Source organism: Methanocella sp. MCL-LM, assembly GCF_049676595.1.
GTDB lineage: Archaea > Halobacteriota > Methanocellia > Methanocellales > Methanocellaceae > Methanocella_A.
The window spans coordinates 1,569,683-1,582,028 of sequence record NZ_CP187259.1; the positions used below are offsets into that span (position 1 = coordinate 1,569,683).

The 12,346-nt window shown below is 53.1% G+C and carries 16 protein-coding genes and 1 other RNA gene; 9 read left to right on the top strand and 8 right to left on the bottom strand.

The genetic code is table 11. The annotated features are described in order from the left end of the window. Nucleotides 1-5: 5 nt before the first annotated feature. Complete coding sequence (locus ACPLPM_RS07965; RefSeq protein WP_424359712.1) at nucleotides 6-851, bottom strand: hypothetical protein; 846 nt, start codon at nucleotides 849-851, stop codon at nucleotides 6-8. Nucleotides 852-1,107: 256 nt separating this feature from the next. Here ACPLPM_RS07965 and ACPLPM_RS07970 point away from each other — a divergent pair, with 256 nt between their 5' ends. The 5 genes from ACPLPM_RS07970 (at nucleotide 1,108) to ACPLPM_RS07990 (ending at nucleotide 3,794) form a co-directional block, all read left to right on the top strand. Continuing rightward, complete coding sequence (locus tag ACPLPM_RS07970; protein WP_158308858.1) at nucleotides 1,108-1,251, top strand: hypothetical protein; 144 nt, start codon at nucleotides 1,108-1,110, stop codon at nucleotides 1,249-1,251. Nucleotides 1,252-1,340: 89 nt separating this feature from the next. Further along, nucleotides 1,341-1,964, top strand: a complete 624-nt coding sequence (locus ACPLPM_RS07975) for a hypothetical protein (protein WP_424359713.1) — start codon at nucleotides 1,341-1,343, stop codon at nucleotides 1,962-1,964. 188 nt (nucleotides 1,965-2,152) lie between these two features. Then, nucleotides 2,153-2,527: a carboxymuconolactone decarboxylase family protein gene (locus ACPLPM_RS07980; protein WP_424359714.1), complete on the top strand. Its 375-nt coding sequence runs from the start codon at nucleotides 2,153-2,155 to the stop codon at nucleotides 2,525-2,527. A gap of 191 nt (nucleotides 2,528-2,718) precedes the next feature. Further along, complete coding sequence (locus ACPLPM_RS07985) at nucleotides 2,719-3,165, top strand: hypothetical protein (RefSeq protein ID WP_424359715.1); 447 nt, start codon at nucleotides 2,719-2,721, stop codon at nucleotides 3,163-3,165. A 341-nt stretch (nucleotides 3,166-3,506) separates the two neighbouring features. Next, the gene (locus ACPLPM_RS07990) at nucleotides 3,507-3,794 is read left to right on the top strand and encodes a hypothetical protein (protein ID WP_424359716.1); all 288 of its coding nucleotides are present in this window, start codon (nucleotides 3,507-3,509) and stop codon (nucleotides 3,792-3,794) included. On the opposite strand, the gene ACPLPM_RS07995 is transcribed toward ACPLPM_RS07990, so the two are convergent. From ACPLPM_RS07995 to ACPLPM_RS08010, 4 genes are all read right to left on the bottom strand, one after another. Then, nucleotides 3,791-4,669: a tetratricopeptide repeat protein gene (locus ACPLPM_RS07995; RefSeq protein WP_424359717.1), complete on the bottom strand. Its 879-nt coding sequence runs from the start codon at nucleotides 4,667-4,669 to the stop codon at nucleotides 3,791-3,793. The two genes, ACPLPM_RS07990 and ACPLPM_RS07995, sit on opposite strands and share 4 nt — an antisense overlap. A gap of 136 nt (nucleotides 4,670-4,805) precedes the next feature. After that, nucleotides 4,806-6,254 carry a hypothetical protein gene (locus tag ACPLPM_RS08000; protein WP_424359718.1) on the bottom strand — a complete coding sequence of 483 codons (1,449 nt, stop codon included), beginning with the start codon at nucleotides 6,252-6,254 and terminating at the stop codon, nucleotides 4,806-4,808. Further along, nucleotides 6,251-6,970, bottom strand: coding sequence for an ABC transporter ATP-binding protein (locus tag ACPLPM_RS08005; RefSeq protein ID WP_424359719.1), 720 nt, complete (start codon nucleotides 6,968-6,970; stop codon nucleotides 6,251-6,253). The genes ACPLPM_RS08000 and ACPLPM_RS08005 overlap by 4 nt, the downstream gene beginning before the upstream one ends. A 170-nt stretch (nucleotides 6,971-7,140) precedes the next feature. Then, nucleotides 7,141-7,422 (bottom strand): hypothetical protein, encoded by a 282-nt coding sequence (locus tag ACPLPM_RS08010; RefSeq protein WP_424359720.1) that lies wholly within the window; start codon nucleotides 7,420-7,422, stop codon nucleotides 7,141-7,143. 180 nt (nucleotides 7,423-7,602) lie between these two features. Here ACPLPM_RS08010 and ACPLPM_RS08015 point away from each other — a divergent pair, with 180 nt between their 5' ends. Beyond that, entirely contained in the window at nucleotides 7,603-7,863 is a 261-nt protein-coding gene (locus tag ACPLPM_RS08015) for a glutaredoxin domain-containing protein (RefSeq protein ID WP_424359721.1), read from the top strand. Nucleotides 7,864-7,867: 4 nt separating this feature from the next. Here ACPLPM_RS08015 and ACPLPM_RS08020 read toward each other — a convergent pair whose 3' ends face one another. From ACPLPM_RS08020 to ACPLPM_RS08030, 3 genes are all read right to left on the bottom strand, one after another. Beyond that, complete coding sequence (locus ACPLPM_RS08020) at nucleotides 7,868-8,554, bottom strand: B3/B4 domain-containing protein (RefSeq protein ID WP_424359722.1); 687 nt, start codon at nucleotides 8,552-8,554, stop codon at nucleotides 7,868-7,870. A gap of 25 nt (nucleotides 8,555-8,579) precedes the next feature. After that, nucleotides 8,580-9,893: a chemotaxis protein CheW gene (locus tag ACPLPM_RS08025; RefSeq protein ID WP_424359723.1), complete on the bottom strand. Its 1,314-nt coding sequence runs from the start codon at nucleotides 9,891-9,893 to the stop codon at nucleotides 8,580-8,582. 247 nt (nucleotides 9,894-10,140) lie between these two features. Further along, the gene (locus ACPLPM_RS08030) at nucleotides 10,141-10,395 is read right to left on the bottom strand and encodes a hypothetical protein (protein WP_424359724.1); all 255 of its coding nucleotides are present in this window, start codon (nucleotides 10,393-10,395) and stop codon (nucleotides 10,141-10,143) included. A gap of 74 nt (nucleotides 10,396-10,469) precedes the next feature. Here ACPLPM_RS08030 and ffs point away from each other — a divergent pair. From ffs to ACPLPM_RS08045, 3 genes are all read left to right on the top strand, one after another. Beyond that, nucleotides 10,470-10,785, top strand: an RNA gene (ffs, locus tag ACPLPM_RS08035) — signal recognition particle sRNA. Between the two features lie 292 nt (nucleotides 10,786-11,077). Further along, nucleotides 11,078-11,233 (top strand): hypothetical protein, encoded by a 156-nt coding sequence (locus tag ACPLPM_RS08040; protein WP_424359725.1) that lies wholly within the window; start codon nucleotides 11,078-11,080, stop codon nucleotides 11,231-11,233. A 203-nt stretch (nucleotides 11,234-11,436) separates the two neighbouring features. Next, nucleotides 11,437-11,889 carry a hypothetical protein gene (locus ACPLPM_RS08045; RefSeq protein WP_424359726.1) on the top strand — a complete coding sequence of 151 codons (453 nt, stop codon included), beginning with the start codon at nucleotides 11,437-11,439 and terminating at the stop codon, nucleotides 11,887-11,889. Nucleotides 11,890-12,346: the final 457 nt, after the last annotated feature.

Sequence of the window (12,346 nt, forward strand, 5' to 3'; positions counted from 1 at the left end):
TGAGATCAGGCTGCCTCTGTTATGTAAATTAATCGTACCTTACTTACGCTGTCTATTGTTTTACCGTTGCTCATCAGCGGGAAGTCGGCTTCGATGGTTAGATTTTCTATGTTGACTGCCTTGATGACGTTCCACTGCGTATCCCGGGGGAGCAGGTACTCTCGCTCTTCTTCGTCTATGTACAGCGATTTCTCGCCTTTCTCCCGCTGCATCACCAGCACGTTCTTGTAGCCGTCGTCGCCTCTGGCTCCGAACAGGATGAGGCTGATGGTTACGTCATAGGTGGTGGACGGGTAGGCTAGCTCGACATAAGTCCCGCTCGTCAGTACTGACTGGGTCAGTCCCGGGCCTATGCCTCTGAACAGGATCAGATCCTCTTTTTGAGGTGAAGCCTCGATGGCCGGGTCGAGGCTATCGGTCATGAAGTGGAAAAAGATCCGCTTTGCTTCCGTGTAATTAGCCTGCCGCTCCGGAGTCGTTCTCAGGTAGCTTCTATATTCAGTGGTATTGCTGTAATAGTCAGGCTCTTTCCACCAGGCTATCGATGCGACCGTGGCATTGTCGAACCCGCGTTCCGTATACGGGATGAGGCTGCTGCTGCCGGGGCTGGTAAGCTGTAGTGTGGCGCTTTCCAGGTCTTCCGGGGCTATGGGGGTATCTGCGATTGTGCCTTCGTAAACATCTCCCGGCAGGCTGGTGATCGGGTTTGCTTTCAGGGTATTGCCCGGGGCCAGCTCTGAAACTGCGACAAGCGTGCCGAATACGACCAGGAACAGGACTGCCAGCCAGGCATAGATCGCCAGTTTCCGAATTCCTCTGCTGCTGCTACTACTACCACTTCTGTTTGTCATACCATCGCCTCATCTACCCGTAAGCTTCCGGGAAACTGATCTGCTTTACCTTATTCTATTACTTCTTACACCCCTATCTACTTTTATATGGCGTTCTCACCATCTGTCCGGCCGGTCGTGGTATTAGTATATCGGGTAACCTAGAACAAGCCTTGTCAATACCGCCCTTATCGTGCTGCTTGCTACTTTAGCCTCTTTCCGTATTCCGTTAAAGTTATCGCAAACCGATTTACTCGCGCGTGGAAACGTGTATTACATGATGGTTCCTTCGAGAAAAAAAGGCCGTTATATCGTGAAGTCTCCGGATGGGGAGGTAGAAGAGGTTTTTGAAATTGAAGATCATGAGAGGCTTCAGGTTGAGGAGTCTAAGGAGTTGCAGCGCCTCAGCAAATTTGACTGAGGGCCTTAGCAAGTTCGACTAGCGTATGGGGTAGCCTAACTACAGGCTAGTATTTCAGGGGCAGGTATACTTGTTTCAGCCGTAAGCGCGTGACTGTAATTGCAACCCTGTTTGTGATAGCATCTACACTACTGCTGTTCATGGCGCTCCTGCTGGCGACTTCACCGGGCTCCGCCCATAAGCCCCTTTTTGAGGCAGGAGATACTTCCGGATATGCCGACGCAATCGAAATCTCTGATCCCACAGTATCGTGGGCAGCCTATGGCTACCTCGATTCTGCGGGGGATGCCGACTACTACTATTTTGACATCGATGTTTCGCTGAACGTCTATACTGAGCTGCTGGTGCCGGAGAAGAAGGCCTATGCTAACTTTTACCCGTCTTATGCTCTCGTAGGTCCGGGGCTGGCTGGCAAGGCAAGCCTGCCCTTTGAGGTGCCTGACGGTAATGGTACTCTTATCGTCGATTCTCCTCCCGGGGCCCGGGATACCTTCTACGAGCCGTTCACCGGGATAAACTATTACCGGGGTGTCAGGAAGCATACGCTGCTGAGCGAACCCGGCCGGTACTATGTAGTCGTTTACGATCGCAGCCACACGCCGGGTGACTATGTCCTGGCGGTAGGGGAGAAAGAATCCTTCGGCATCGGGGATATCCCCGGGGTCATCGCAGACGTCCTGAAGATACGTGGTGGCAGCATCGATCACAGCTAGAACTTATCTGCGGCACGATCAACCAACCCCTGTTGCGTTTTCCTCTCTCGTCAGCTCTCTCCTGCGCTTTATTTTGCATATACCAGCAAATATTTGAAGGTCAGTATATAGACTATTAATTTACAACCCCTTGATTTTTCAATGGGTTGTGACTGCAATAGAATGCTATTGCCAGGAGAGAGACTGTTATGCCTTACAAGGAGTTCGAAAAATTTGAAAAGCGGATGGGCTACATGCCCCAGCTTCTGGAACTGATCAAGGATACGAATCCTGAGATGTTCGAAACGATCAACGGGCTCGACGAGGTCATCCTTAAGGACGGCGCCATCTCTGCCAAGAACAAGCGGCTCATCGCCATGGCGATCACGGCCACCCAGCAGTGCTCTGACTGCGTGGACACCCACGCCAGGGCCGCGCTCTACCTCGGCGCGAAGAAGGAGGAGATCATGGAAGCCATCTTCGTAGCCATGCTGGTAGGCGGAGCGCCGAGCGTCGCCGCATCCAGGAACACCATCCGGTTTTTGAAGGGCGAGATCGACCCGCTGGACTACGCTGGTGAATAAGGTCGCCGGCTTCCGGCCAGGCCCTTTTTTTAGCCTGCGATCGCCCTTTTCACGATAAGCTGGCCCGCCAGCCATTTTAAGGCGGTTTCGATGCGTTATGCTCCTTGATAACGCGGGCTTTTCGCCAGAATCTATACTAATATATTTATTATTACCTGTTTTAGATACTCATATTGTTGTGGGGGTTTAGTATGATTAAGGTGAGGATTGCATATGTTTTGGTAGCAGCGGGTTTGCTCTTCGTGTTAGCGTCTCTGGCCGCCAATGCGGCCTTCGGTTTCAGCTTCCCCATGGGGACGATCGTGGCAGGTCCGGGCCTTGCGGCGGCGGGCCCGACAACGTTCAACACGTACAGCCACGATGCCACTATGGCCAATTCGCAGGCGGCGGCCGATGCGGCCGTGAACGGCTTCAGCCCGCTGCCAGGGGTGCTGCCGGGCATGCCGTTTGGCTGCGGCTACGGGCTCGGTCCTTTCGGGGTAGCTAACGTGGCCAACAGCATGGTAGGGGCCAACGCCGCCGAGGATCACACGTTCGCGACGAGCTTTAGCACTGCCGGCGGAATCGCCGGAGTCCCGGCGCTGGGCGGAGTACACTTTGCGGGAGCCTATCCCGAGTTCGCCCTGAACCTGTTCTAAGCGTATGTGCCTGCATGCACGCGAATGCATTGCAAGCGTCAACAGACCGGGCAATCCCGCGCCGAGCCCTGGCGCGGGAAGGCCTGATAACGCAATAAATTTGGATATATATTTGTAATTACCAATTTATTCTAATTTTTGTAATGCTTGTACATACAGGCATGTTGTATTAATTTATATAGCCGACAATTGTAGTAGGGTATAGAGCGGTGACACTTAGGGTGCATCGCAATAAAGCTATATACCCCCCACACCAATTTGCGCACCCTAAGTTCACGCTGCTAACATTCATCCGGTTGCAGGTGACGAGTATGGATTCATGCAGGTCCTTATCATGTTCGATGATCCTTGAGGTTCTGGCCACACTGTGCAGCGGCCCTCAGAATTTTGAAGAGCTTTCGAACGAATGCAGCATGAGTGACGAGCACCTGACCTCCGTCATCGCTGCCACTGTCTGCGCCGGCCTGGTCGACTACCGGCACGAAAACTACCGGCTGACCAAGAAAGGCGCCAGGACTGCCATTTACCTCCTTGCAGTCAACGAGTGGATGGACTTTTCTACCAGGGAGTACCGCGAACTTATGCACGCGCTGGACACCCGGCTGAACGCGGACGCTAGTGCCGCTTAAGATGCCACGAATCTTTTTTGACCTTCTTCCAGAGAATTGATCCAGTACTGAGCCATGCTTTCTCCAGGGCGATCACCGATCTGCCTCGCCTGTTCCAGGGCTTTTTTATAGTATTCCATCGCCCTGTCAGGCTTGTCTAACAGCCGGTAGGTGTACCCGAGATTGCTGTATGCGACCCGTATCCCGTACTTGTCGTCGATCTCCGAAGCCTTCTTCAACGATTCCTCGAAGAGCTCCAGCGCATCGTTCCGTTCTCCCATGTTATTGAGGGCGCCTGCCAGGTTGTTCAGGCATATCCTTTCGCCCCTCGCATCACCCAGCGCTCTGGCCAGCTCCAGCGCGTCCTCAAAGAACTTAAGCGACCCTTTGTAGTCTCCCATGTGGATGTGGGCCACGCCTATGTTGGAGAGGGTTGTCTGCGTCCACTCGTCCAGGCCGTGATCGTACGAGAGCTGTAAGGCTTCGCTGTACAGTTCAAGCGCCCGCCGGGTGTTGCCAGACCTCAGGTAGGTATTGCCCAGGGAGTTCATGATGGAGATCGTGTCCGCCTCGGTTGACGTCAGCTTCATGGCCGCCTCAAAAGATGCTATCGCCTCGTCGTACTTGCCATTCTCCAGGTTGACGACTCCTTTGAACTTGTGTACGTAGAACATGTCCTTCTCTTCGGTCAGCAGCGCATTGTTAAAATGCATCAGGGCATCGAATGGGAAGTCGTACAGGTACCATAAAAAGCCTCTGTAGAAGTTGAAGTACGGCGTGTTGCCCTGCAGCTCGTACTCCTTCATCTCGAGCTTCGCCAGGTTCTCCGCGCCGTTAAAATTACCCTTGCGGCGCTGGCGCTCGATCTCGTCCATCATCTCATGTAGCCGGCTCATGTTTGGAAGATATTCTGCCGGAAATTAAAAAATATATTCGCTATTATACATAATAAAAAATGGGCCAGGCCGTAATATAGGCTGGCCTCTCCGACTGGCGAGGATCGTGTACGCAGGGGCTCTACTTTTCCGGCCCTCAGGCCCCGAACTCGGCTTTGCCCCACTTTTTATCTATCCTCCCCAGCAGCAGCCATGCCAGAGCGCCCAGCAGGGCCGACAGACATACGACTGCCAGCAGCATCCCGGGGTAGAACGACAGCAGGATGAGGACGACGAGCACCGGCGCCACTGCCAGAGCGTAGATCGACATCACCTTGTAGTCGAACATCAGGCTGTTGGTGAAAATGCCCGTCATATATGCTGTGAGCACGCCCGTGTAGCCTGAAACCATGAACATCGTGAACAGGCCGGCAGGCAGCAGGGCCAGTTCGCCTCTGCTGATGCTGATCAGGCCGAGGTATATCACCGAGACGACTGTGTTGAGGATCACGAACAGGATGAGCTTGGCCTTGATCACGTCCGGCATCGTAACCGGCAGCATCCGGTAGTTGGCGTTGTTATCGATGTTGTTCAGCCAGCCGTAGACCAGGGAAGCGAAGAAACCGATGATGATCGAGTAGAACATTGTGTTGAACGGCAGGCTGATCGCGTTGCCGTCGGTCATAAAGGTCATCACGTTCGACATCATCCAGAGCAGGCCCCAGAGGAACAGCAGCGGAAGCACGAAGGAGAAGAGCACCGAGCCCAGCCCGCCGCTGCGCATGAGGTCGATCCACTCTTTGGCTGCCAGAGTAGCATAGCGCCCGAAAAGACCGAACCGGCGGCTGACACCGCCAAAATTGCTCTTATAACGCTTTTCGACCGGGTGTGGGGTCTCCCTGATGAAGGCCAGCGAAAACGCCGACAAGGCCAGGAACACTACAATCGATATGGTGATGTCTACTACTGATCCGCCCATATATGCCCCGACTGTCGGGACGAACCGGCCGATGCCGACCAGAGCGCTCGCCTGGCCGATCGTCGCCACGTATGCCAGCCCCATGATCGCCAGCAGTGTTACAGCAAAAAACGCCTTGCTCCGGACTGCCAGTGTAGAGAGCGCAAAGCTCACCGAGACGCCCAGCAGGAAGGACAGGATGAAGGTCAGGGCAGCCATCGGCAGATCCACGTGCAGGCCGGTGAGGAACGTGGATACGTACAGCCCGAACAGTACCGGGAGCACGTTCATACCTATGTAGTACAGGATGTCCTTGAAGTAGAAGTAAGTGAACATCTTCTTGTTCGAGACGGGCAGGGTGCCCGGAATGTTGAGCAGCAGCCTCACTCCCGGCATCCGCCTTTCCAGGATGGCCTCCTGGAACATCGCCATGCCGCCGACCAGCATGCCCGACATGAACACGCCTATCTGGGCGAGAGTTACGAGCTCATATGTGGAGAGCGACATCCGCATAGGCAACAGCATCAGGCCCATGAGCCCCGACATGACGAGGATGAAGATCGGGTACATGAGGAACGAACTCTTGAACATGGACGACTGAGCCCGGTACTCCTCTTTGATGAACAGCCAGAACAGGTTCGCGCTCATGCCCCTTCCTCTTTCACCAGCCTCATAAAGACATCCTCGAGGCTTTCCTGGGAGTGCTTGAGCTCGGAAACTTTGCCCGACGCGATCAGCTTGCCATTATACAGGATGGCGGTCCGGTCGCAGAGCTTCTCGGCGATCTCCAGAATGTGGGTAGACAGGAATACGGTCCCACCCTCTTTCACGTACGACCTCAGGTAGTCCTTCATGTTGTGCTGCACAATGGGGTCCAGGTCCAGGAACGGCTCGTCGAGGAACAGGAGCTTCGGCTCATGCACGAGTGCAGCCGAGACGATCACCTTCTTCTTCGTACCCTTGCTGAGGTCCTTGCAGAGCACGTCCTCTTTGGGCCCGAGGCCGAAAAATTCTATCCAGCGGTCGATTTTGGGCTTCGGCTCCGGGACTTTGCGAATGCTGCAAACCAGGTCCAGGTATTCCCTGACGGTTAAGAAGCTGGGGGGATACTCCATCTCGGGCACGATGCCTACCATCTTTTTCACGCCCGTCGGATCCTTTGCCACATCGATGCCCATGACAGTGGCAGCGCCGGATGTGGGCTCGATCGACCCGGTCAGCATGCTGATCGTGGTGGACTTGCCCGCGCCGTTCGGCCCCAGCAGGCAGAAAGACTCGCCTGCGGCGACTTCGATGCTCAGGCCGGAGAGCGCCTCGAACTTTCCGTATCTTTTAGTCAGATCCCTGGTTACGATCGCTGGCATAAATATAACCAGCTCAAGTTTAGGCGTTAAATGATAAATACTTAGCCCATTAGCCTTAATATTGAGAAAAAAACTTATAAAAGTGTAATTTTACCTTTTTAAGCGTAATATTTCTATCTGGTTCCCGGGTTACCCAGTAAAACTGCCGGGGTACCGGCACTCACCCGGTACTAATCCACTGCAGCTTTCTTGTGCTTCGAGGCAAACTGCTTGTGATCATCTTCCATCGCGCTGATGGTCTCCGCCATCTCGCGCATCAGGACGATGCGCTTCTGGTGGGACTCTTCGATGCGATCGATGGCCGCATGTGCGTTATTCATCATCGCCAGAATTTCGTCGATGGCAGCCTCATCCCTGGCTGAGAACACCTCGAAACCTTTCACGTACCGGACTATATATTCAGCTTCATTTTCGATCAAATTACGTTTTTCTGTCGTTTTAGTCGACTCCATCTTACTTCACTAACCGACTATTGAAGATACCCCTTAAAATACATAGTGGTAGCTTAATCTCCAGTTCCCCGCCCTGCCAGTGCCCTTACCGCAATCAAACTCTGGCTTAACGCATGCCGTTTATATCCGCGCCATCCTATTTACGCCCGAAACAGCCACTCATATTGGGTTGAATCATTCATGCCTGACGTTAAAATTTACACTCAACCATCCTGCGGGTACTGCAACCAGCTGAAAGAATACCTGCAGAAGCACAACATCAAGTTCGAGGATAAGGACATCACCAAAGACCGCTCTGCGATGGACGAGCTTGTCCACAAGTACAAGGTCCGGGCCACGCCGCTCCTCGTCTACGGGGATAAGACTATAGTAGGTTTCAACCCGGACGAGATCAACAAGGTGCTGAGTGCAGAGGCCGGCCAGCAGGCCGAGGCTAAGTAGCCGCTCAAGGGTGAAGGATCGGCTCTGCCGGATTACCACTACAATATTTTGCCAGGTTGGCAGCACAGGCTCGGTACGTATCGAGCACAGTCTCCCGGCCGATTCCCGGTACGCCGCACGAAATAACGTGCATATTTTTGGTGGCCATAGTTACTTTTGTGCTGTCCGAGTCCCGGTAGGGGTATACTGCGATTATCTCTCCGACAACATCGTTGTCGGCCTCATCGCAGATGATCACCTGGTTAGGCTTCAGCTCCACGGGCTCTTTCATGCCGATGCCCTGAAAGCGTTCGCCAGGTGCCGCAAACCTCATCGTGAGCTCCCCGTGCAGCAGGTCCGCATCGAAGGCTGCGATAGGCACTCCGTGCAGCGCAGAAATCAGGTTATAGGCGTCTACCGCCGTATTGATCGTCGGTAGGGGCTTTCCAGCCAGAATTCTTCTCACCAGCGCCTCTGATGCCGGCCTCGTCTTGGTCGGATCAACTCCGACACTCCAGAAAAAGTCCCTGTAAGCCCTGAACCCCGGGGCGTCTTTAACGGACTCGAGCGTATACGTCGACTGGATTTTGCCCGCAATCTCCGGCTTGAGCCGCTCCAGATCCTCCGCTACCGGCCTGATCTCAAGGTTTTTGATGATGCCTTCCGCCACGCACAGGCCTGGAAACCTCTCGACGATGCCCTCGAACTTCATGAAAAAGAGATAGGCCTGATGCTATTTATAGGCCCAGCTTGGAGTCGATGATCGCCAGGATCTTCTCCAGCGTCTCCGGGTTGAGGAACAGCATCACGTAGCCCTCGAAGATGTGCTCGTCGTCAGCCATGTCAGTGCGGAAGATGATCGCATCGTCCGCGACCATGCTGATCTCCACGAGCGTATTCTGGAGTATGGAGTCAGCCATATCGCACACGTAGCAGGGCGGCGTGGGAAGGACTGTGATACCCAGGAACTCGGCCACCGCATCGCAGAAGGAAGAGCTGATGATGTTGCCCACTTCCATGATGGCGGACTGGCCCATTTCATCCATTTCCTTCGTCATGCCGATCTCCATGCCCATGAGCTTATCGATAATCCTGAGCGCGCTGGAGAGCGGAAACAGGTTATACAGGTAGCCGGCGGTAGCGTCGCCGTTCTTCAGCTCCAGCAGCAGGCCGACCATCATGGTCTCGTTCAGCATGCCGGAAATGTTATTGATCTGGATCAGCTTGATGTTCGGCACCGTGATGTTGATCGGGCTGTTCACCAGCGTGGACAGGGACGTCGCGGCGTGAGACGTGCCGATGTTACCGATCTCCCTCAAAGCGTCCAGGTGAATCTCGGTGATACGCGGGTCCTGCACGTGGACTTCGATCGTTTGTTCTGCGGGCCTGGCCGGTCTCGCAGACTTCGCGCCTCCGTCGGCCTGGCATGGGCTGCCAGACACATTGACGGGCAGCGCAGCGCTCGTTTCTGCTGGCGGCTGCGGACTATCAGGCGCAACTGCCTCAATGTTCCTTTCTGCTGCCTGTGGCTGAGCCGGCGTCATGGCCTCGGGCACTGGCGTAGTCTCATTTACAGGCGCAGGCTGCGCTTCGGCAACTAGGTTTTCCGGCTCGCCGCCGTTCCTGTTGACGACCCTCTTCAGGTCGACGATGATCAGTATGCGGTCGGGAAGCTTGACGATGCCAGTAAACAGGTGGCTGTCAATCCTGTCCTTGATCATCGAGGGCAAAGACACGACGGCCTCTCCCGGGACCTTCTTTACTTCACCCACCGTGTCCACGATGAGCCCGAAAGCTGGCTTGTGGTCTATGATAAGTACCCTTGTATCCCTGTCGGTTTCCCGGCGGGGCATACACGTCAGGCTGCGAAGGGATATGAGCGGCACAATCTCCCCGCGGACGTTGATAATACCTTCTACATGCTCTCCCGAGCCCGGTATGCTGGTGATATTATCCAGCCTGATAATCTCTCTGACGTCCCGGATATCCGCGCAATAATCAGATTCGCCTGCACGGAACACGACCACTTGCATCTCATCATTACTTGCCATATCAATACTCCCTCACGCTGTGCCGCATTTATACAGTCGGGAAACACCGCTTAATAGCTAAAAGTAAAACTGATGGCCTTTATTATAGTTTTTTTGAGCCAATACTATAATTACTGAATTAAAAGATCGGCTACTGCCGACAGAGGGGCCTTCCGGGAGGGACCCGGCATCCGGGGTGCAGAAGCCCCGGGTACGGTGTCCCGCCTCATAAAAAAATTATTGTTGCCCTGCCCGACGATCGATCGTTTCAGCGCATCGCTTTGAGGACCGTCGTGGCCTGCTCCCCGATATCGGTGAGCTTGTACCCGTTCTTCTCTTTCTTCACGATGTTCTTCCCGGCCATTTCCTCCATCATCTTTTCGAGGGAGAGCCTCGGGATGCGGGTCAGTTTTCCCAGGGCTTCGACATCTTCGGCCCCCTTGCTCAGCGCCTCGACGATCTGCTTTCGCCTCGCGTTGCCGCTGATGTAGCCGACAATGGCCTCTACGTTATCATCTGCCATATGATCACCATATGTCATATTAGTGGCTAATCATGCAAAAAGTTTATTGCCGCGCACGTGCAAATATACCAGTTTGGCGAGCTAGTCCGGGTGATTCGGCGTCACCTGTTATCCGAAATCGTCGGTATGCGGAGGACGAAGCCCGGGGAAGGCGTTTTCTGACGCATGAAGGCCTTGCTTTCTCTACGTTGACGATCCGTCCTGCTGGGTTAGCGGTGGTAAATCGCCGTGCTGGAGAGCACGTCGACTGCCTTGATTGCGGGGACCGGCACAGGCCCGGAAGGGAGCATGCTAACCGTGGACAACTGACGCTTGCAGGGGCACGGGTCCGAGGAAAGGGGCAGGATAACCTATCATGTGCGGTAATGACGACCCAGGGTGCGCTCGCTACTATAACTTCTCGTAAAATTTTTTCTACCTGCGATACTATCAGCTACTTGTAGCTACCGGGATCCTGTGGATGGATGCCCGGAACCACGGACGATAATTTTGCAACAATCGTATAATTTATATATAATTATGTTACATATAATTGTATTATAAGCATCTGCACTACTTTGGGTTAGGTATCTGGTGCTTACCTGTAAGTCTGGGGAAATCGGGGGCTACGATTAGTCAGCTACAGCTTTCACGGCTAATGTGGCGCTCAATGAATACTGCATAGTGTTGCAAAGGTTTCCCTATGTTCGGCTTTGAAGAAATTGATAATGTCGAGCGGTTCAGGCAGGTTTCTCTAAAACTCGCAGCAGTTATCTTAATCATCGTGCCCTATGCACTGGCTGAGCGTGAAAAAGAACAGGCGAACCTGATCGCAGGAAAGCATAGGTATGCCCAATAGTCGGGCACCGGACGATCGCGTAACTCCGGTAACCTGTTTTGCGAATTGTGCCCCGGCTACCTGAGCTACGCCTGCAAACCGGGAATTGCCGAAGATTGTAGCTGTGAGCTTGTTATCGGCTGTCTAAAACAACCCTATAATTTATATATAGCTGTATATTATATTGTTTTGTCACAGGCATCCACTCTACTGGCGGTGAACCTATGTTCGGATTCAGAGAAATCGATAGTATCGAGCGGTTCAGGCTGGCTTCCTTAAAACTGGTCATCGTTTTATTGGTCATTACGCTTATGACGCTGCTATCATCTGTAGTGCTGCCGGAATACATCGTCGTACAAATGGGGGTCGGGCTGCCCTCGATCCTGTTGTTGTTCTCCCTGATGGCATCATTAGTTTTCATAGCCCAGTTCTTTATGGGGTCCCGGCAGGTTTTCGATAAGATCGCATTGACTATGTATATTCTATTGACTACTATCTTCATAATCGGTACCGGATCAATGTTCTTCTCGATGTCTCGTGCGAGTAGCGTAAACCTAAACACAGTAGTCTCCATCGTAGTATTTATGGCAGTTTTGTGGGGTGCCATGACGCTGATAAAAATGTGGGTTGAAACAGGTGCCCGGCTGACGGGTATTTACTCGGAGCTCGGCTTGTAGGGGGCTTGAGTCATTAATGCGTTCGTCTGCCAGATAATTATTAATATTAAATATCTTGTTTTATTAACTGGTTAAATACACTTGAAGTCGATCTATCGTATTGCTTTAAAAACACTTATTTCCGGTTTAGCGGGAATTGGATTAATAATCTTATCACTCTATCTCATGCCGGTTGTTTCGCCGCCGTCTGATCATCCCGATGTTGTCGAAGGGTGGGCGGCGGGATTTTTGATGCTCGTAAGCATGCTGCTCGCAATGCTTCTGTCGGGAGCGTTATCTGTTTTCTTGTCCTTCAAAAACCTCCCGTCCTATAAATATTCAATTTATGTCTCGGTTTGCTCCGGACTTGTAACCTCTATCCCTTCCCTTTTTATATCTTTCCTTTTCAGCTTCTATGCCTTCAGCTTATTTGCGATCTGTTTCGTATCGATCTTAGTCAGTTTACTTATCTCCGCCC